Annotated in this window: 16 protein-coding genes and 2 pseudogenes; 8 read left to right on the forward strand and 10 right to left on the reverse strand. The window is 68.8% G+C overall.

Annotated elements, in window-relative coordinates; genetic code table 11:
- Positions 1 to 39 precede the first annotated feature (39 nt).
- The 6 genes and pseudogenes from ACIBLA_RS05425 (at position 40) to ACIBLA_RS05450 (ending at position 11000) form a co-directional block, all read left to right on the forward strand.
- Positions 40 to 2283, forward strand: a complete 2244-nt coding sequence (locus tag ACIBLA_RS05425; protein WP_399197826.1) for a glycoside hydrolase family 3 C-terminal domain-containing protein — start codon at positions 40 to 42, stop codon at positions 2281 to 2283.
- 168 nt (positions 2284 to 2451) lie between these two features.
- Entirely contained in the window at positions 2452 to 4938 is a 2487-nt protein-coding gene (locus ACIBLA_RS05430; RefSeq protein WP_399197827.1) for a family 78 glycoside hydrolase catalytic domain, read from the forward strand.
- An 80-nt stretch (positions 4939 to 5018) separates the two neighbouring features.
- The gene (locus ACIBLA_RS05435) at positions 5019 to 7454 is read left to right on the forward strand and encodes a glycoside hydrolase family 2 TIM barrel-domain containing protein (RefSeq protein WP_399197828.1); all 2436 of its coding nucleotides are present in this window, start codon (positions 5019 to 5021) and stop codon (positions 7452 to 7454) included.
- Positions 7455 to 7474: 20 nt separating this feature from the next.
- Positions 7475 to 10564, forward strand: coding sequence for a glycoside hydrolase family 2 TIM barrel-domain containing protein (locus tag ACIBLA_RS05440; protein WP_399197829.1), 3090 nt, complete (start codon positions 7475 to 7477; stop codon positions 10562 to 10564).
- A pseudogene (locus tag ACIBLA_RS05445) lies at positions 10565 to 10759 on the forward strand (thioredoxin-disulfide reductase); the annotation flags it as partial. It abuts the gene before it with no gap.
- Positions 10749 to 11000, forward strand: a complete 252-nt coding sequence (locus tag ACIBLA_RS05450; protein ID WP_399197830.1) for a DUF488 family protein — start codon at positions 10749 to 10751, stop codon at positions 10998 to 11000. The pseudogene ACIBLA_RS05445 and the gene ACIBLA_RS05450, both read left to right, overlap by 11 nt.
- Before the next feature lie 39 nt (positions 11001 to 11039).
- Here ACIBLA_RS05450 and ACIBLA_RS05455 read toward each other — a convergent pair whose 3' ends face one another.
- A complete protein-coding gene (locus ACIBLA_RS05455) occupies positions 11040 to 11693 on the reverse strand; it encodes a recombinase family protein (protein WP_399197831.1) in 654 nt (217 codons plus the stop codon).
- A 916-nt stretch (positions 11694 to 12609) separates the two neighbouring features.
- Here ACIBLA_RS05455 and ACIBLA_RS05460 point away from each other — a divergent pair.
- A pseudogene (locus ACIBLA_RS05460) lies at positions 12610 to 12822 on the forward strand (DUF488 domain-containing protein); the annotation flags it as partial.
- Between the two features lie 514 nt (positions 12823 to 13336).
- Here the strand turns inward: ACIBLA_RS05460 and ACIBLA_RS05465 are convergent.
- Positions 13337 to 14302: a pirin family protein gene (locus tag ACIBLA_RS05465; protein WP_399197832.1), complete on the reverse strand. Its 966-nt coding sequence runs from the start codon at positions 14300 to 14302 to the stop codon at positions 13337 to 13339.
- 145 nt (positions 14303 to 14447) lie between these two features.
- Between ACIBLA_RS05465 and ACIBLA_RS05470 the strand changes: the two genes are divergently transcribed.
- Positions 14448 to 14795, forward strand: a complete 348-nt coding sequence (locus tag ACIBLA_RS05470) for a tetratricopeptide repeat protein (protein ID WP_363242992.1) — start codon at positions 14448 to 14450, stop codon at positions 14793 to 14795.
- Between the two features lie 47 nt (positions 14796 to 14842).
- Here the strand turns inward: ACIBLA_RS05470 and ligD are convergent, their stop codons facing one another.
- The 8 genes from ligD to ACIBLA_RS05510 form a co-directional block, all read right to left on the reverse strand.
- Complete coding sequence (gene ligD, locus ACIBLA_RS05475) at positions 14843 to 15730, reverse strand: non-homologous end-joining DNA ligase (protein WP_363243033.1); 888 nt, start codon at positions 15728 to 15730, stop codon at positions 14843 to 14845.
- Positions 15731 to 15841: 111 nt separating this feature from the next.
- A complete protein-coding gene (locus ACIBLA_RS05480; protein ID WP_363242993.1) occupies positions 15842 to 16216 on the reverse strand; it encodes a WhiB family transcriptional regulator in 375 nt (124 codons plus the stop codon).
- Positions 16217 to 16399, reverse strand: coding sequence for a hypothetical protein (locus ACIBLA_RS05485; protein ID WP_363242994.1), 183 nt, complete (start codon positions 16397 to 16399; stop codon positions 16217 to 16219).
- 144 nt (positions 16400 to 16543) lie between these two features.
- Positions 16544 to 17041: an ATP-binding protein gene (locus ACIBLA_RS05490; RefSeq protein ID WP_363242995.1), complete on the reverse strand. Its 498-nt coding sequence runs from the start codon at positions 17039 to 17041 to the stop codon at positions 16544 to 16546.
- 133 nt (positions 17042 to 17174) lie between these two features.
- On the reverse strand, positions 17175 to 17558 hold the full coding sequence (locus tag ACIBLA_RS05495) for a VOC family protein (RefSeq protein WP_399197834.1): 384 nt from the start codon (positions 17556 to 17558) through the stop codon (positions 17175 to 17177).
- A gap of 66 nt (positions 17559 to 17624) precedes the next feature.
- On the reverse strand, positions 17625 to 18017 hold the full coding sequence (locus tag ACIBLA_RS05500) for a hypothetical protein (protein ID WP_399197835.1): 393 nt from the start codon (positions 18015 to 18017) through the stop codon (positions 17625 to 17627).
- A gap of 38 nt (positions 18018 to 18055) precedes the next feature.
- Positions 18056 to 18268 carry a hypothetical protein gene (locus tag ACIBLA_RS05505; protein WP_399197836.1) on the reverse strand — a complete coding sequence of 71 codons (213 nt, stop codon included), beginning with the start codon at positions 18266 to 18268 and terminating at the stop codon, positions 18056 to 18058.
- A 101-nt stretch (positions 18269 to 18369) separates the two neighbouring features.
- The gene (locus ACIBLA_RS05510) at positions 18370 to 19161 is read right to left on the reverse strand and encodes a VOC family protein (protein ID WP_363242999.1); all 792 of its coding nucleotides are present in this window, start codon (positions 19159 to 19161) and stop codon (positions 18370 to 18372) included.
- Between the last annotated feature and the right edge of the window lie 94 nt (positions 19162 to 19255).

Here is a 19255-nt window from a genome sequence, read left to right on the forward strand (position 1 = left end):
CACCACACGCCTGACACACCTGATCAAGGAGACATTGAAGTGGCTATACAGGAGACCACAGAGGTCGACGGCTTGAGCGTTCCGGAGCAGGTCTCCCTCACCACCGGCGCCGGCTTCTGGCAGACGGTCGAGGCCGGAGACATACCGTCGATCACGATGGCCGACGGTCCGCACGGCTTGCGCAAGCAGACTGCGGCCACCGACAACCTCGGTATCTCCAAGAGCGAGCCGGCCACGTGCTTTCCGCCTGCCGTCGGACTCGGACAGACCTGGGACCACAGCCTTGCCCAACGGGTCGGCGCCGCTCTGGCGGAGGAGGCACAGGCGGCCGATGTCTCCCTGGTCCTCGGCCCCGGCATCAACATCAAGCGTGATCCGCGCTGCGGCCGGAACTTCGAGTACTTCTCCGAGGACCCCCTCCTGAGCGGTGCCATGGGATCGGCCTGGGTACAGGGGCTTCAGAGCCGAGGTGTCGGCGCCTCCCTCAAGCACTTCGCGCTGAACAACCAGGAACACGACCGGATGCGAATCAGCTCGGACGTGGACGACCGGACCATGCGCGAGATCTACCTGCGCGCCTTTGAGCAGGTCGTCCGGGATGCACAGCCGTGGACGGTCATGTGCTCCTACAACCGCGTCAACGGTGTTCATGCGGCACAGAACCACTGGTTGCTGACCGAGGTGCTGCGAGACGAATGGGGCTTCGAAGGCGCCGTCGTCAGTGACTGGGGTGCCGTCGTCGACAAGGTGGCCTCGATCGCCGCCGGACTCGACCTCCAGATGCCAGGACCCGACCGGGACGCCGACGCCGCCGTCACCGCGGCGGTAGAGCGCTCTGAACTCGACGCTGCCGCGCTCGCCCGAACGGCCACACGCATCACCGAACTGGCGCGACGCGCGGCCCAGGCCAAGCGTGCCGGTGTGCGCGTCAACTTCAATGCTCACCACAGCCTGGCCCGAGAGGCGGCGGCGGCCGCTGTCGTGCTGCTTAAGAACGAGCGCGCGCTGCTCCCGCTGCGGCCCACCGGAGCCATCGCCGTCATCGGCGAGTTCGCCACAGAGCCCCGTTACCAGGCCGGCGGCAGCTCGCACGTCAACCCGACGCGGGTCGATGTCGCACTCGACGAGATCCGGGCGCAGGCGCCGCGGGCTCAGATCACCTTCTCGGCGGGCTTCAGCACGCGCGCCGGTGACGCCGAGGCGCTGCGTGCCGAAGCGGTCCGCCACGCACGCGACGCCGATACCGCGGTGGTCTTCCTCGGCCTGAGTGCCGCGCAGGAGTCGGAGGGGTTCGACCGCGACCACATCGACCTGCCGGCCGATCAGCTCGAACTGCTGCGCGCCGTACTCGAGGTTCAGCCGGACACCGTCGTCGTCCTGTCACACGGCGGTGTCGTCCGGCTGTCGAACGGTGTCGTGTCGGCTCCTGCTGTCCTTGACGGTGCGCTGCTCGGGCAGGCCGGCGGCGGAGCGATCGCCGACGTGCTCTTCGGCCACGTCAACCCCTCCGGGCGGCTCACGGAGTCCGTGCCCGAGCGGATCGAGGACGTCCCGGCATGGCTGTCCTTCCCGGGCGAACGAGGCAGCGTCCGCTACGCCGAGGGCCTTCATGTCGGATACCGGTGGTACGACGCCCGCGACATGTCCGTGACCTTCCCCTTCGGGCACGGCCTGAGCTACACGACGTTCGACTACTCCGATCTGGCCGTGGCGGCTGACGACGAAGGCATCACCGTGACGGTCACCGTCACGAACTCGGGCGGCCGGGCCGGGCGCGAAGTGGTGCAGATCTACACGGCACTGCCCGAATCGGAGATCACGCGAGCGGTCAGGGAGCTCAAGGGCTTCACGGCGGTGCACCTCGCAGCAGGTGAGCGCCGCACCGTGGAGATCCGTATAGCGCGGCGGGAGATCGCAACCTGGGACACCCGCGTCGACGCCTGGAGTGTCGAGGGCGGAACGTACGACGTGCACGTCGGCGCATCCAGCCGCGACATCCGCCTGAGCGCGTCGGTCAAGGTCGACGGCGACGACGTCTTCGTGCCGCTGACACTCGAGAGCTCCTTCGCCGAGGTCGCCGCGCACCCGATGGCCGGGCCTGCCATCGAAGCGAAGCTCAAGGAGGCGGGGCTCGGTGACACCAGCTCGGGCAGTGACGAACTGGGCATGGACGTCGCCAAGATGGCCGCGTCGATCCCTCTCGGGCGCTACCTCGGCCAGGGCACGACGGGCATGACCCGCGAGTTCATCGAGGCGGTCCTCGCCAAGGCGAACCGCGGCTGACGCGAGCCGGTGCGGAGCGGCATCCGCGGGTGCCGCTCCGCCGACCGCCCCTTGATCACACGGACCTGCAGCACGCTGGCGCCCGTTGCGGACTCGCACCTCAATCGCGGTGAACCGCGGGCGCCCGCGCGAGCACCACCTCCCCGTTTCATCGAAAGGAACCACCTCGTGGCCTCCCCCTGGCACGCCTCGTTCATCAGCGCCGACGGCGCTTCCCACGCCGGAGATCCCGCACGCTACTTCCGCCGCGAGTTCACGACCCGGCCCGGTCTCGTCCGCGCCACACTCGTCGTCAGCGGGCTCGGCATCGTTGTGCCGTACGTCAACGGGGAACAGGTCGGTGACGAGGTGCTGGCCCCGGGCTGGACGTCCTACCGGCACCGGATCGGGGCACGAGCGCACGACGTCACGGCATCGCTGACGGCCGGCGCGAACGCTGTCGGAGCGATCGTGGGCGAGGGCTGGGCCGTCGGCCGCGTCGGCTGGGAGGGGAAGCGACACCACTGGGCCGACCGCCCCGCACTGTTCCTGGAACTCAAGCTCGAGTACGAGGACGGGGCCGAGTTCATCGTCTCCGACGCGCAGTTCCGGGTCGGCGAAGGAGCGGTGCGGTCGAACGGGATCTACGACGGCGAGGAGTTCGACGCGCGGCGGCTGCCGGCCGGCTGGAGCCTGGCCGGATTCGACGACGCGCAGTGGCCGGCCGCACAGCCCTTCGACTGGCCCACCGACGTGGTCGAGGTGGACGCTGCTCCTCCCATCCGGCGGATCGAGGAGATCGCGCCAGTGCGGATCCGTACCACCGCGCCGGGACGGGCCATCGTCGACTTCGGGCAGAATCTGGCCGGCTGGGTGCGCCTGACGGTGTCCGGGGAAGCCGGACGAACCATCACCCTGAGATTCGCCGAACTGCTCACCCTGGACGGTGAACTGGAGACGGACACGAACCGCTCGGCGGCGGCGACGGACCGGTACACGCTGCGGAGTGAGTCCGAGGAGACATGGGAGCCCGCCTTCACCTTCCACGGATTCCAGTACGTCGAGATCGACGGCTGGCCGGGGGACGTCACCGCGGACGCCCTGCGCGCGATCGTCGTGCACAGCGACATGCGCCGGACCGGCTGGTTCGAAGCCTCGGATCCCCTCGTCTCGCGCCTGCACGACAACGCCGTCTGGTCGATGCGCAGCAACTTCGTGGGGGTCCCCACCGACTGCCCGCAGCGCGACGAACGGCTCGGCTGGACCGGCGACATCAACGTCTTCGGCCCAACCGCAGGGCTGCTCCACGACGTACGCGCCGTGCTGGGCTCCTGGCTGAAGGATGTGGCAGCCGAACAGAAAGCCAAGGGTTACGTGCCCTGGGTGGTGCCCGACATTCTGTCGACGCCGTCGTCGCCCACCGCGATCTGGAGCGACGTCGCGGTCAGCCTGCCGTGGACCCTGTACCAGGAGTACGGCGATCTCGAGATCCTCCGCCAGAGCTACGACTCGATGGCGGCCTTCGTTCGCCAGGTCGAAGGACAGCTCGACGAGACCGGCCTGTGGAGCAGCGGATTCCAGTTCGGTGACTGGCTCGACCCGGACGCCCCCTACGACGACCCCGCGGGCGGCAGGACCGACCGCCACCTGGTGGCGTCCGCCTACCTGTGCCGCATCACTCGTGAACTCGCCGACAGCGCGACCCTCCTCGGCCACGACGCCGACGCCGCACACTTCGACACCCTCGCGCACCGCACACGGGAGGCGTTCCGTCGCGAATACGTCTCGGAGTCCGGCCGCGTGATGAACGAGTCGGCGACCGCGTACGCCCTGGCGATCTGCTTCGGAATCCTCGACGAGAGCCAGCGCGCCAAGGCCGGTGACCGTCTCGCCGACCTCGTGGCGAAGGCAGGTTTCCGCATCGCCACCGGCTTCGCGGGCACCCCCTACGTCACCGAAGCGCTGAGCAGTACGGGCCACCTGGAGGAGGCATACCTCCTGCTGATGCAGAAGCAGTCCCCGTCGTTCCTGTACCCGGTCACGATGGGCGCGACGACGACCTGGGAGCGCTGGGACTCGCTGCTGCCCGACGGCACTCTGAAGGGCAGAGGCATGACCTCGCTCAACCACTACGCCCTCGGAGCCGTCGTGGAGTGGCTGTACAGCACGGTCGGCGGCATCGGGCGGATCGAACCGGGCTATCGCAGCGTGCTGATCCACCCTCGGCCCGGCGGCGGCCTCACCTCCGCGCGCGCCGCACACGACACCGTTCAGGGCCGCATCGAGGTGGCCTGGCGCGTCGAGGGCGAGACCGTCTCCCTCGACATCACCGTGCCGGACGGAGTCGACGCGGAGGTGATCCTGCCCCTCCATCCGGACGGCCACCGGGAGAAGGTCACGGCAGGAGAGCACACCTGGACCTATGTGGTGGAAGGGCTCGGCCGGCGCGCCGCCCACACATTGGACACCCCGATCGGCGCTCTCGCCGAGGACCGCACGCTCTGGTACGCGGTCGCAGCCGTCCTGGAGAAGAACTTCCCCGGAATGTCCCTCGACCCTTCGCCGCCGGAGGCGTCGTCGATGTCACTGGCCACGCTGTTGGGGTACATCCCGACCGTCCCGGAGGGTGTCGAGGAGGAACTCCGTTCCGCTCTCGCGGCACCGCCCGTTCACTGACCGAGCCACCCCCGTTTCCCACCACCATCACGTACGGCCCGGAGTCAGGTCGTCCATGACGTTTACAAGCAAGGAGCGTAATGAGGAGAACGCCGTTCAACACGGGCTGGCAGGTTCGCGAGAAGGTGAACCCCTTCGACGAGGCCGCCGGTCAGGGCGCTGTCTATGAAGACGTCGTGCTGCCCCACGACGCGCTCATCGGTCGCCCCAGGAATCTCGAAGGCCGCGCGGCGAACGCCTACTTCCCCAGCGTGACGCTGCAGTACCTGAAGACCTTCACGCCGCCGGCGGAGACCGAGAGCCAGCGGATCCAGATCGAGTTCGAGGGCGTCTACCGCGACGCGATGGTCTACGTGAACGGCGCCTTCGCCGGGCAACGACCGTCGGGCTACGCCGCGTTCACCATCGACCTGACGCCCTTTCTGCTGCCCGGAGCGCAGAACGAGATCCTCGTCGAGGCCCGCGCTCACGAGGACTCCCGCTGGTACACGGGAGCGGGGATCTACCGCGACGTCTGGCTCCTTCAGGGCGGTGTCGTCCATGTTCCCGTCCACGGACTCGGGGTGACCACGTCCGACGTCGAGCCCGGGATGGCCGTCGTGGAGGTGGCCGTCGCACTCGAGACCTCCTCGCCGCGGCTGCTCACAGCCCACATCGACGTCGAGGTCACCGCCCCTGACGGCGGCATCGTCGCCACCGGTACCGTCCCCGTGACCGCGGTGCCCGGAGAGCGAGCAGTCTCGCGCCAGCGCCTGTACGTGAGCGACCCAATTCTCTGGAGCGCCCAGACTCCGCATCTCTATCGCGCGACCGCCCGGATCCGCCTCGCCGAAGGGGTCGTCGACGAGGTCTCCGACCGATTCGGGATCCGCACCCTCCAGCTGGACCCCGTACACGGACTGCGCGTCAACGGCGAGACCATGAAGCTGCGTGGCACCTGCCTGCACCACGACAACGGCATCCTTGGTGCCGCGACGTTCGCGGCGGCGGAGGAGCGGCGCGTCCGCCGCCTCAAGGAGGCGGGCTTCAACGCGATCCGTTCGGCCCACAACCCGATCAGCAGGGCGATGCTCGATGCCTGCGACCGCATCGGGATGTACGTGATGGACGAAGCCTTCGACATGTGGACATCGACCAAGTCGGGCTTCGACTACGCCCTGGCGTTCCCCGAATGGTGGCGTGCCGACATCCAGGCGATGGTCGTCAAGGACCGCAACCACCCCAGCGTCATCATGTACGCCATCGGCAACGAGATCCCGGAGACCGGCTCGCCGGCGGGTGGAGTGACCGGCCGCCGTCTCGCCGAAGAGATCAGGCGCCTGGACCCCACCCGGTACATCACCAACGGCGTCAACGGCATGCTCGCCGTAATGGAGGACCTCAAGCGGCTGTCCGCCGAGCACGGGATTGGCGGGGCCATGGAAGCCATCGGCATCAACACGATGATGGCGAGCTCCGGCGACTACTTCAACATGATCGGCTCCTCCGACCTGGTGACCGAGAAGACCGCCGAGAGCTTCGGGCTGCTCGACGTCGCAGGCATGAACTACCTGGACAGCCGCTACGAGAGAGACGCCTTGCTCTTCCCGAACCGGCTCATCGTCGGTACCGAGACCTTCCCGTCGGCCATCGACCGGAACTGGGCCCTGGTGCAAAGCCTCGACCACGTCCTGGGCGACTTCACCTGGACGGGCTGGGACTACCTCGGCGAGGTCGGCATCGGGCGTTCGGTCCCAGCCGAAGAGGGCAAGCCCGCTCCGGACCTCGCGGCCCCGTACCCGTGGATCGCGGCATGGTGCGGGGACATCGACCTCGTCGGACACCGCCGGCCCGTCTCCTACTACCGGGAGATCGTCTTCGGACTGCGGGCCGAGCCGTACGTCGCGGTCGTGCGGCCGGGCGTGGACTCGTCCGGCCCGTTCACCAGCGCCTGGGCATGGAGCGACAGTGTCACGAGTTGGACGTGGCCTGTCGACGAGGGCAGCGAGTTGACGGTCGAGGTCTACAGCGACGCTCCCGAAGTAGAGCTCGTGCTCAACGGCAGAAGCGTCGGGCGGGCGCCGACGGGCCCGGAGCACCGTTTCCGATGCGCTTTCAGAGTTCCGTACGAGCCCGGCGAACTCGTCGCGATCGCCCACCGCGACGGCGCCGCGGCCGAGCGCCGGGCTGTGCGCACCGCGGCGGGCCCCGTCACCGTGCGAGCGGTCACGGACCGGGAGCGGTTGTCGGCAGACGGCTCGGAGCTCGCCTTCGTCGAGATCGAACTCGTCGACGAGGACGGGACCTTGTTCACCGCATCAGACAGGAAGGTGACGGTCGACGTGTCCGGTCCGGGCACCCTCCAGGCGCTCGGCACGGCCAACCCGGCAACCATCGAGCCGTACAACTCGACGCAGGTGACCACCTTCGACGGACGCGCCCTCGCCGTCGTCCGGGCGGCCGGGCCCGGAGACATCCGAGTGCGCGTCGAAGCCACCGGATGCACCCCGACCGACCTCACCGTGAGCACCGAGTGAACCGCGACACAACCGCCAACATGACCACAGCGCACTTCACCTCACTTCCGCACGACGATTCCGGATTCCACTCGGTGTGCCGGCTGCCGATGCACTCCCTGCAGCGTCCCACCACCGTCCCGCTGGATGGGGATTGGGACTTCTCGCTGGTCCGCGACGGCGAGGACACCGGTGCAGTTTCCTGGAAGAAGGCACCAGTCCCGGGGCTGTGGACCATGCACGAGCCGGACGACCCACCGCACTATCTCAACGTGACCATGCCGTTCGACGATGTACCGCCGAACGTTCCACCTGGCAACGCCGTCGGGGTGTACCGACGCGAGTTCGAGGTGCCCAGCACGCGTGACCGTCTGATCCTGCACGTCGGTGCGGCCGAGGGTGTCCTGCGGGTCTACATCAACGACGTCCTGGTCGGCACGAGCTCCGACTCGCATCTCGCCGCGGAATTCGACATCACAGATGCCGTCCGCCGTGGCACGAACACCGTCACTCTGGCCCTCACCAAATGGTCGGCGCTGTCATACATCGAGGACCAGGACCAATGGTGGCAGTGGGGGATCACCCGGTCCGTCCACCTGTACCAGCGACCAGCCATCAGCGTCGCCGACATTTCCGCAGTCGCCGATTTCGACCCCACCACCCAGCGCGGGAGCCTGACCCTTGAGGTGTCGACACAAGGACTCGATCACGAGGCCCACGTGGAACACACAGTACGGGTACAGATCCTCGGGCGGACCCTGACGCTCCCCGTGGCACCACGCCTTCCCGACCCGTCCGGTGCAACCGCGGCACTCGGCCGCAGCACGCGCCCGGAACCGCTGATCCCCCCGGACACGATGGATCTGTTCAGCGAGATCGCCGCCGACGCTCCCATGCCACCCGAGGCGCAGCCGACCGCGGACGCCCTCCGGCAGACCTACCTCTCCGGACAGAAGGCCCTGCCGGGAACCGTCGGCCTCTCGCTCCCGGACCTCGAAGTATCACCGTGGTCCGCGGAGGAGCCGCACCTGGAAGCGGTAGAAGTCGAGCTCCTGGCTCCCAACGGAACGGTCGTGGACCGCACGGCACTTCGCGTCGGATTCCGCCGCGTCGTCATCGAAGGACGCGACCTCCTGGTCAACGGCCGGCGCATCCTGATCCAGGGTGTGAACCGTCACGACGTCCATCCGCGCACCGGGCGAGTCCTCACTCGCGCCGACATGCTCGCGGAACTCTCCCAACTCAAGCGCTTCAACTTCAACGCCATCCGTACCTCTCACTACCCGAACGATCCCCATCTCCTCGACCTGTGCGACGAGCTCGGCTTCTACGTGGTCGACGAAGCCAACATCGAGGCGCACGCGTTCATGGACACGGTCAGCGGGGACCCGCGTTACCTGCCCGCGTTCCTGGAACGCGTCTCCCGCATGGTCATCCGCGACCGCAATCACCCATCGGTCCTGATGTGGTCACTCGGCAACGAAACAGGCTACGGCGCCAACCACGATGCGGCCGCCGCCTGGATCCGCCGGTTCGACCCCACCCGGCCCCTGCACTACGAGGGCGCGATCAGCCACGACTGGCACGGTGGCCATGCCGCCACCGACATTGTCTGCCCGATGTATCCGTCGTTCCGCAGTCTGGAGGCGTACTCGGCCGACCCGCGTGCGGACCGGCCGCTGATCCTGTGCGAGTACGCGTACTCGCAAGGGAATGGAACGGGCGGGCTCGCACACTACTGGGAGCTGTTCGAGACGCTGCCCGGCCTGCAGGGCGGGTACATCTGGGAGTACTTCGACCACGCACTCGACCCCGACGGCGACGGCCGCTATCGCTCGGGCGCAGATTTCGGCGACAGGCCCAACGACGGGGACTTGATGCTCAACGGCATCGCCTTCGCGGACGGTACGCCGAAGCCGGCCATGTACGAGGCGCGCGCGCTCTTCAGTCCCGTCCGCATTCTGTCCACACCACAGGAGGCGCTCGACGGGACTCTCCGTCTCCGCAATCGGCAGACGTTCGCGGATCTGTCCGCGTACACGATGTCCCTGCACGTGGACACTCGCACGGACAGCGAGGCATCCGCCCCGGTCGTGCTCGACCTGCCTGCCTGCACGGAAGCAATCATCGACCTGCCCGATCCCGTCCGCGCTTCGCTCGCGACGGATGGCGCTCTCGGCGTGACCCTCACGGTCGCGACGAAACGTCAGACTGCCTGGGCGGCGGCCGGCACTGTCGTGGCGGAGCAGCAACTCGCGTTGCCGGTGCGCTCGACTCCCATGCCCTCGGGCGCGCGGGACGCGCCCGAGATCGACGAGAACGGCGACATCCGACACCCATTGCTGCGGCGCGCACCACGACTCTCCTTGTGGCGCCCGCTTACGGACAACGACAAGTCCGCCCCCTTGGACCAGCGGTTCGTGCGCTCGGGCTTCTTCAGGCTCACTCCTGAGTCGGTGTCGGTGAAGGACTCAGGTCTCCACACGGTCATCACGACCCACTATCGAGCGGCGTTCGGCGACTCCGTCACTCACCGACGCACAGTGAAGGCCGTCAACGGCGGCGATTACGTCTTCGACGAGAGCGTGGAGCTACCGGACGGCACGACTGACGGACTGCGCATCGGCGTCGAGTTCGAGCTTGTCGACGGTTTCGACCAGGCAGAGTGGGTCGGCCTCGGCCCTTGGGAGAACTACCCGGACCGGCGCGTCTGCGCCCGCAGCGGTTCGTGGCAGAGCCCGATCGACGACCTCGCTGTGAGATACATGCCCCCACAGGAGAACGGAGGACGCGGCGACGTGACGAAACTCCAACTCAGCGGGCCCGCAGGCGTAGTGTCGACCGCCCATGCGGTGCCGCTGCAGATGAATGTCGGACGGTACACGACCGAGCAGCTCGAAACGGCGCCGCACTGGTGGGACCTGCCGAGCAGCGCCGCAACCATCGTGCACCTGGACATCGCCCATCGCGGCGTCGGCACCGGCGGCCTGGGACCCGACACCCGCTTGCCCTTCCGCCTCAGCGGCAGTTCCTACAGCTGGACCTGGCGTTTGGTGCTTCAGGAGAGATCAAGTCCTCGGGCCGGCCAGACCGCACCACCGCTCCACGCCGCTGCTGCGAAGCGTGCTTAAGACAACATGCGGGCGCAGGCCGATAAGTTCGGTGCCGAGATGATCGACGACGATGTCGTCGAGGTCGACCTGACCGTCGTCGTCAACGCGGTCACTGGCAGCGCGGGCACAGTGCCCCGGGCGAAGACGGTGATCATCGGGACCTGTTCCGGCTACTGCAGGCTCGGCCTTCACCGTTGGCGCAGTGGCCGAGGTACTCGGGGTCTCGCTCGACGAACTGTTCCGGCAGGCACAGGGGCCAGAGGCCGGTCTGTGGTCCGCCGGTTACGAGGGGCGGGACATCGATTCGTTCGTCACCTCCCTGCTGGAAGCCCAGATCAGCATGGTCGCCGACGTCCGCCTGACCCCCATCAGCCGCAAGCCCGGCTTCAGCAAGACCCGGCTCGGACACGCCCTTGATGAGGCCGGCATCGCCTACACCCAGGGGTCCCAGTAGTTCTCGCCGAGAAAACAACGCTAAGGACTGAGCCCCAGGTCAGGCTGTGGGCTCCAGAGTGGCTGTGACTGTCTGTTCGTCGTGTTCGCGCAGCATGCGCATGACGGTAGCCGGGGCTGGGTGCTGGCCGCGCTTCTTGCCGGTGCGGATGACGAGGCGGGAGGCGATCTCGCGCAGGGACAGGTGTTCCTGGTCGCGCAGTCGGAGGGCGGTGGCGAGCATGTCGTCGTCGGAGACCTTGACGCCACCGATGGCCTTGCCGTTCTTGCGGGCGGTCTCCTGTCCTTCGAGGGTCTTGTCGCGGATGTAGTCGCGTTCGGACTCAGCCATGGCGGCGAAGAAGGCGAACAGGGCGGCCCCGTGGCCGGACGGGTCGTGCTTCCCGGCGAGGGGGCCGGTGAGGAACTCCAGCTCGATTTCCGCGTCCCGCAGTTCCTCGGCGACCTTCAGCAGTTCCAGGGCGCCGCGGCCCAGGCGCTTCATCTCGTGCACCACGAGGGTGACCTTCGCTCCCAGGGAGCGGTACTCGCGGGCCGCCGCAAGGGCCGCCTTCATTTCGGGGCGCTCGCGGACCCGGGTGCTGATCTGTTCCTGGAACAGCCGGTGTACGCCGGAGGCTTCGAGGGCGTCGACCTGGGACTGGATTTCCTGCGTCCGGGTCGAGATGCGGGCGTACGCGAGCCGGACTTCCATCGGGACGGTCGGCGCCGCGAGTTTCTGGACCGGCAGGGCCGTCCAGACGGAGCCCGGATGGCGTACGGCGGGGGTGGCGACGTGCAGTTCGGAGCGGAGTGCGGGGACGAGCTGGAAGCGGGCGGTGTGGTACTTGAGTGCGACCTTGCCGGAGGTGGTGCGGCAGGGCGAGCCCGCCCGGGGCCTGGCAGGTGGACATCGGGCAGACGTGCGACTCGACGAGCCGGTACGGGTCGGTGATCACGCCGGGATCGTTTCAGGAATACGTTTCACTGGCCAAGAGGAAGGAAACGACCGGTGAAACAAATCGACCTGCGGCGATGCCGTCGGCGCCCGGTGTTGAAACGGGGACCACCTATGAAACACCGACCGCGCAGACTGGCACGGCCGGTCACCCGGATGAGACTTGGTGAATGCGGCCAGGCCCCCGTCCACCGGCGCCCGGTCTCCGGACTGCCCCCCCGGCGGAACTTGCCGAGGAACGCCTGATCGGCCGAGGTGAGCGTGAAGTAGCGGATCAGCTCGTCCTTGCCGATCGCAGGGAAGGACCGTAAGCCCTCCAGTTCCTCATCCGAGAACACCCGCGTGGCCATCGGCCCCTCCCGCCCCATTCGATCAGCACAGTCGGGCACCACCGATACCCGGCCGGGAGCTGCGGGCAGACGAAAACCCCCGAACTGGCGTCGCCAGGGCGGGGCCTGCTCTAGTCTCCCGCGCTCGTGACGCGAGCTGGTCCCTCATCGCACAGGTTCACCATGGTCGGGTCGGCCTGATCTGGCTTCGAGCTCCGCACCGCACCGAGCACCGCGGCCGGCAACTTCTCCGGCTACTCCGCGGACTCGAATCAGGCCAGATCAGGAGCCGCTGTACGGCATAGCGCTGTTTTTTCGGCGAGAACTACTGGGACCCCACCCACCTGCGAGCCCTCGGGAACCCGAAGGACAACCGGGCCCCATTCTGGGATGGGCGCATCAGCGGGGGCCGAGCCCGATTCCGCAGCCTGCTGCGCTCCGACGCAGTCAGGGCTGAACTCGACGTACTCGCGGAACACACAGGCCAGGCCCGAGTCGCGGTGCTGTGCTTCGAGAAGGACGAAGAGCGCTGCCACCGCCACGTCGTCCTGGAGACCCTGCGCAAGCGCACGTCACTCCCCGTCAGCCACTCGACGAAACCCCAGGTCAGCTGCCCTTTTCGCCAGGCTCAAGGATCGCAACGCACTCGACATGATGGGTCATCGGAAACAGGTAAAAATTCCGTTCGAGCACCGCCGACTCGGCAGGAAATACCGAAGCCATTCACGATTCGCTTCCCGCGTGCGGTTTGGGCGGCACATCTTCCCCGGTGTCTGACTAAGCAGGCCGCCGGCACGGCTGTCAACGCGAACTCGTCCAGCATCGCGCCAACGACCGTACGGCACCCAGCCTGATCATCATCTCGATGACAGAACCTGATTACTCGTCAGTAAGGTCAGCAAAGGGTCAGCAAGTGTTTGATTAGACCTGGTCACAGGTGCCAACACCTGCGACCGCCGCCCACTCCGAGGGAGCACCCACCAGCAGGCACAGTTGAGCCCCCTCGCCAGCCCGGTGAGGGGGCTCAGCGAAGGCCACGCGGCGGGCCGTCGCAGGATCAATCAGGCCAGGTCAGCGCACCCGGCCGCGTGGTTTCAGGGCCACCGGCGGGAGTTCGGGAGCAGGCAGTCGGGCGCCGTCGTAGCCCGTTACCTCGCCGAAGCGGGGGCCCTCCATCCAGTCCTTGCGGGCCGACTCGATTTCCTCGTGGGAGCGGCCGATGAAGTTCCACCACATCACGATCTCCTCCTCGAACGGCTCACCGCCCAGCAGCATCAGGCCCGCCGCGGAGTCTGTGCGGAGCGGGAGTTCCGTGCGGCCGCAGCCAAGGTAGAGCATCGAGCCTGCCGGGACCGGTACGCCGTCGACGCTCGCCTCGCCCGACATCGCCAGCACCGCGTACTCGAAGTCCGGGTCGAGGGGCAGTCGCGCGTCGGTGCCCGCGGTGAGGGCCAGGTCGGCGCCGACGAGGGGGGTGTACGTCGTGCCCGGTGAGGTGGCGCCGTCCAGGGTGCCCAGGATGACGGTGGCCGTCAGGCCGGGGCTGGTGACCGCGGGGAGGTCCGCGTGGTGCTGGAAGTGCGGGTCCACGGCGCGGTGGGCGTCCGGGAGCGCGACCCACAACTGGGCGCCGTGCAGCAGCCGGGCGTGGGAGCGGGGGCTCTCCTCGGAGTGGCTGATCGCGCGGCCCGAGGTCATGAGGCCCAGCTCTCGGGGGCGTACGGTCTGGAGGCTGCCCAGGCTGTCGCGGTGCAGCACCTCGCCGTCGTGGAGCCAGCTGACCGTCTGCAGGCCCATGTGCGGGTGGGGCGGCACCTGCATGCCGGGCTCGTCGGCGATGTCGTCGGGGCCGTAGTGATCGACGAAGGCCCACGCGCCGACCATGCGGCGCCCGAGGTTGGGCAGCAGCCGGCGCACCTGTGTGGACTCGCCGAGCTTGACGTGACGGGGGCTGAGGAGTTCACGCACCGGCTCGGCGACGACGAAGCCACGGCCGCCGCAGACGGAGAGCGTCGCCTGGCGATCAAGATTGCTCATGGCGCCCAACCTAATCCCGTCCGGTGCCCCTGGGCAGCATCCTCGCGATAACGGTCGGGGCAGTAGTGGAATGTTCAACGACCTTCCTGTGTTGTGGGCTCGTGTAAGCAGTCACCGGACATCGCCGGGAACCAGAGGAGGGCAAGTGATCAGCGCCTACTACGACTTCGGAACGGCCGCCGAGCGCTGGGCGCGTGCCCAGCAGTTCTTCGACGCCCAGGAGTACGTCACGGCCGCCGGCATCCTCGAAGGGCTCGTGGCCGAGGTCCCGGAGCAGGTCGCGCCGCGGCTGCTGCTCGCCCGTGCCTACTACCACTCCGCCCGTCTGCGGAAGGCCGAGACGGAACTGCTCGCCGTACTGGAGCGTGACCCCGTCGAGCAGTACGCGCGCCTCATGCTGGGCCGCACGCTGGAGCGGCAGGGGCGGGCCGAGGACGCGGGGCCGCACCTGCGGATGGCCGCCGCGCTGGCGGGCGAGTTCCCCGCCCCCTGAGCAGCACCGCCCAAGACGCCGCCGTTCATGACGCCGCGCGGGCGCCCTTACGACAGGGCGCCCAGCCGGCGCCGTGCCGGACCCAGCGACCTGCCCCTGGCCGGAACGTCGGACCAGGGGCGGGTGCGTGCCTGCTCCAGCACGTCTCCGACCGTCCAGCGCCGCGCCGTGACCGCCGGATCCTTCACCTGGTCCCAGCTGATCGGCGTGGCGACCGGAGCGACCGGGGCGCCTTCCCGCGCGCGTACGGAGAAGGGGGCGACGGCCGTCTGCGCGTACGCGTTGCGCTGCACGTCCAGGTAGAGCCGGCCGCCGCGGGCGTCCCTGCGCTGCTCCGTGGTGAGCCCGTCCGGGTCACGCGCCGCCAGCACACGCGCCACGTCCATGGCGAAGCCCCGTACCTCGTCGAACGCCGTACGTCCGTCCAGCCGGACGGTCACATGCAGCCCCTTGGAACCGGTCGTCATCGGCATGGCCGGCAGGCCCAGTTCGTCGAGGAGTTCGCGCAGCAGCAGCGCGGCGGCGCGTACAGGCTCGAAGTCGTCCTCCGCCGGGTCGAGGTCGAACACCAGCCGGTCCGGGAAGTCCGGGCGCTCCACCCGTGACAGCCAGCGGTGCAAGGTGATGCTCGCCTGGCCGGCGAGGAACACGAGCGTCGCGGTGTCGTCGCCTACGGGGTGGGTGACGGTGCCGCCCTTCTTCGCCATCTCGGCCCGCCGTGCCCAGTCGGGGTAGTTCCCCGGAATGTTCTTCTGCATGAAGCGGGGACCGCCGACGCCGTCCGGGTGCCGCTCCAACATCAGTGGTCTGCCTCTGAGTTCGGGCAGCATGTAGCGGGCGACGGACCGGTAGTGCTCGACAAGGTCCGCCTTCGTGAGGGCGGTGCCGGAGGCTGGGGCGGGGGCCGGGAAGAGGACCTTGTCCGGCCGGTGGATCCGTACGGTCCGGTTTCCCGCCCGTACGCTCCCCTCCTCAGGCGCGCCGGAGTATCCGCCGGTTCTGCCGTGTCCGTCGTGCCCGCTCACCCCGCTCGCCCCTCCTCCGCGCTAGTGGGTACGGGGACGGCGCGTCCCGCCCGACCCCGACCCCGACCCCGGCCCCGACGCCTGCCTGGCGCGCTGCGCGGGCACCTTGCGCCGGCCGTTGCGGCGCAGCCGACGCCGCTCCGCCTCGTCCGTACCGCCCCAAACTCCGGACGTAAGGCCGGTGTTGAGCGCCCATTCGAGGCATCGGCTCTCCACCGGGCAGCCGTGGCACACCTCCTTGGCGCGCTTCACCTGCTCGGCGGCGGGATCGGCATCCCCCACCGGAAAGAACAGTTCGGGGTCGGCGTCCGCGCAGGCCGCGTCCCGCAGCCATTCCCACGCGTCGGCGCCTGTCCGATCCGTCTGTGTCTGATCGATGTGCGGCCGCGCAGTCATTCAGTCCTCTCCCCGCACCACATTCCACTCCTGATCCAGCGCTTCCTGATGTTCCGCGCCGCCGTCTCTCGCCTCGTGTTCGCGCGTCGTCACGCGGGCCGGCAGACACGTGCGCAACCGCCCCTCGCGCTCGGCCGATCGGCCGCGAGCGCCTACCGGGCCCTGGCCCTGGTCGGTTTCCATCTCTGACTCCTTGTCTCCGCGTCACGGGGGCACGGGCCGTCACCGGAGCGCGTACCCGTCGTCCACCCACCGAAAAGCGCGTGCGCGAACAGGCCGGTGTCACCGCTCCGGGTCCGGCCCGCCACGACTACGTGCTGAACGCCGTCAGGCCGAGACCAGGGACGGCACGAACGCCGGCACCAGGCTCAGGGCCGGAACAGGCTCCTTCGCCGCGGCGTCGGTCCCGCCCACCGGGACGACGGGCAGCCGCAGAACGTTCTGCGGCGCCTCCACGCTCCTGGTGAACCAGACGACCTTGCCCTCCTCCGTGCCACACGTGCCCCAGCTGTCGCTGAGTGAGGCGAGACGGGCGAGTCCGCCGCCACCGGCCGACGACAGTCGGGGCAGCTCGGGACCGTTGTCGGAGACGGCGGCCGTGAGATACCGGCCGGTCCAGCGGAGTTCGACCATGCACTTGTTGTCCTCACCGACATGGCGGTGGACGTTGGTCAGCAGTTCGCCGATGCCCGAGCAGACCGGGTCGACATGCGGGTCGAGATTCCAGTGTCGAAGGTGCGCGGCGACGATGCGCCGAATCTGCGATACGCGCTCCGGAGAGGCGTGCAATTCCACCTCGTAGTAACGGCCGAGTGGAATCGTCATGGTCGAGGCTCCTCACACAGAGGCTCACGTGCTTCACCCCGTTGCTGCAACGACCCCCGAATACGAAGCGTGAGCAATTGCCACTTCTGGGTCACTAAAAAATAGTGACCCGCCAGAGCCGAATGCGCAACTTCTACGGCCGGTCAGCGGCCCGGCAGAGACAGAAGGGATGACCGGCCGGATCCGCGTACACCCGGAAGCCACGTTTACCTCCCTGGTCGTCGAGATCGAGCGCCGTGGCGCCGAGCGCGAGGACTTTCTCCTGCGCGGCCTCCATGTCGGTCACGTCGAAATCGAGGTGCGCCTGCTGCGAGTTCGCGTCTGCGCGCGGCCAGTCCGGGGCACGGTGGCCGGGGGCCAGCTGGAAAGCGATCCTGGTGCCGCCGGGCTCACGCAGCTCCCACCACTCCTCGCTGTCGCGGCTGATCCCGCCGCCGAGCACCCCCTGGTAGAACTCGGCGAGAGCTGCTGGATCCGGACAGTCCAAAGCCACCAGAGTGAAGGTCACGCTCGTCATTTCCCGGCCTCCCGATTCCCGGCTCACGACATCGTATTTACCCTCCGGCACGGCCTCCAGGGGCCCTCAGGGACGACGCGTGTCCAGCCGGAACTGGACCTCCTGTTCCTGGTCGCCCGCGGCCGTACCCAACACCTGTACGGCGAATGCCCCGGTGAGCCCTTCCTGCAACCTGGCGACCGCCCAGTAGCCGCCCTGGACGTCCGCGGTCACCGGCTCGGTCAGCCGGGTCGGGCCGGCCTTCTCCCGTACCTCCGACACGTCGAAGGTCGAGCTCCACACCGTCGGGCGGGCGCCCGCCACTTCCCGCGGTCGGTCGTCGGGCGCTCGGTCGGAGGCGAAGACCGTGCGAAGCGCGCCGAACACGGCGTGCGCGTCCTCCGGCCGGCAGCCGCTGAGTTCCACCGTCACTTCTGTGTCGGCGCCGTGTGCCGCCGTGGGCTTCCGGATGCTTTTCACCGTGGGTTCCTCCGCTCGGGACATGAGCGCCGGGCCGGTCAGCCCGACGGCTCGTCGGGGACGGGCTGCTCCGGGTGCACCCCGCCCGTGTCGGGGGCGGGGTCGGGTTCGGGGTCGGGGTCGTCGGACGTGCCCAGCCCCTCGATGTCCACGTCGAGCGGATCATCTCCGGGGCGGGCGTTCTGGTCGGGCAGATCCCGGGGGACGGCCGAGCCGTTGCCCTCGGGGTCGTCCGGATGTCGCTGGTTCACGTGGTGATTCCCTTCGTCGCCGTACCTCGACGTATCTCGACGTACCTCGCCGGGCACGTGCCCGGCCCGTGCCCGCCGCACGCCCGATCACGCACCGCCGATCAGCGGACCGTCAGGGTGAACAACCCGCCGTCGGGGTCCCGCAGCGTGACGTGCTCGCTGCCCCCGTACCCGCTCCCCTCCGCCACGACCACGACGCCGCCCAGCTCCTCGGCGGCGTCGGCAGCGGTTCTGACGGCCTTCACGTCGTCCACCGGGAACGACACGTGCCAGCTTGGGCGCAGATGCGGGTCCATCGCCGCCTCGATACCGCCACTGCTTATTCGCGCGACGACGGGCCCGGAACCGTGTCCCGTACGGAGCACGACATGGTCCTTCTCGTAGCTGACGTCGATGCTGCCGGACCCGTCGTCGGCCCAGTCGAGCACCTCGCCGTAGAAGATCGCCGAGGCGATGGCGTCGTAGGTGCGCAGTTCCAGCTGGAAGGGCGGTACGCCGAGCCCGACCGTGGCGTCGGGCAGCGGCTCGCCCTCCCAGAAGCCGAAGACGGCGCCGTCCCGGTCGGCGGCGAGCGCGGCCCGCCCCATCTCGAAGGCGAGCGGGCCCACGGCCACCGTGGCGCTGCGCTCCCTGATGCGGGACGCTGTGGCGTCCACGTCGCCCACCACGAAGTACGGCGTCCAGGCCACGGCCACCTGAAGGGTGGGGGCCAGGGCGCCGATGCTCGCGACCGGTACGCCGTCGCTCTCGGCCACGACGAACTGGTCGCCGGGCCTGGCCGGGCGGAAGGTCCAGCCGAGCACGGCACCGTAGAAGTCCTGTGTGCCGGCGAGGTCGCGGGCCAGCAGGCTCGCCCAGCACGGCGCCCCGAACACAGGATGCCTCGGTGCCATGGCCGCTCGCCTCACTCCGGTCGTGCCGATGGATGCCCCCGCGCGCTCGCCTCCGCTCCCCTCCGCTCCCTGACGACTGTGCCAGCAGAGCCCG

It is taken from the genome of Streptomyces sp. NPDC050433 (assembly GCF_044458565.1).
GTDB lineage: Bacteria > Actinomycetota > Actinomycetes > Streptomycetales > Streptomycetaceae > Streptomyces.

What these genes read in the sequence shown, in the direction of transcription:
- ACIBLA_RS05495 (WP_399197834.1), bottom strand. Translation starts at nt 17,558, where the DNA reads ATGACGAGCGTGACCTTCACTCTGGTGGCTTTGGACTGTCCGGATCCA.
- ACIBLA_RS05485 (WP_363242994.1), bottom strand. Translation starts at nt 16,399, where the DNA reads ATGGAAACCGACCAGGGCCAGGGCCCGGTAGGCGCTCGCGGCCGATCG.
- ACIBLA_RS05465 (WP_399197832.1), bottom strand. Translation starts at nt 14,302, where the DNA reads ATGAGCAATCTTGATCGCCAGGCGACGCTCTCCGTCTGCGGCGGCCGT.
- ACIBLA_RS05440 (WP_399197829.1), top strand. Translation starts at nt 7,475, where the DNA reads ATGACCACAGCGCACTTCACCTCACTTCCGCACGACGATTCCGGATTC.
- ACIBLA_RS05490 (WP_363242995.1), bottom strand. Translation starts at nt 17,041, where the DNA reads ATGACGATTCCACTCGGCCGTTACTACGAGGTGGAATTGCACGCCTCT.
- ACIBLA_RS05510 (WP_363242999.1), bottom strand. Translation starts at nt 19,161, where the DNA reads ATGGCACCGAGGCATCCTGTGTTCGGGGCGCCGTGCTGGGCGAGCCTG.
- ACIBLA_RS05455 (WP_399197831.1), bottom strand. Translation starts at nt 11,693, where the DNA reads ATGGAAGTCCGGCTCGCGTACGCCCGCATCTCGACCCGGACGCAGGAA.
- ACIBLA_RS05480 (WP_363242993.1), bottom strand. Translation starts at nt 16,216, where the DNA reads ATGACTGCGCGGCCGCACATCGATCAGACACAGACGGATCGGACAGGC.
- ACIBLA_RS05435 (WP_399197828.1), top strand. Translation starts at nt 5,019, where the DNA reads ATGAGGAGAACGCCGTTCAACACGGGCTGGCAGGTTCGCGAGAAGGTG.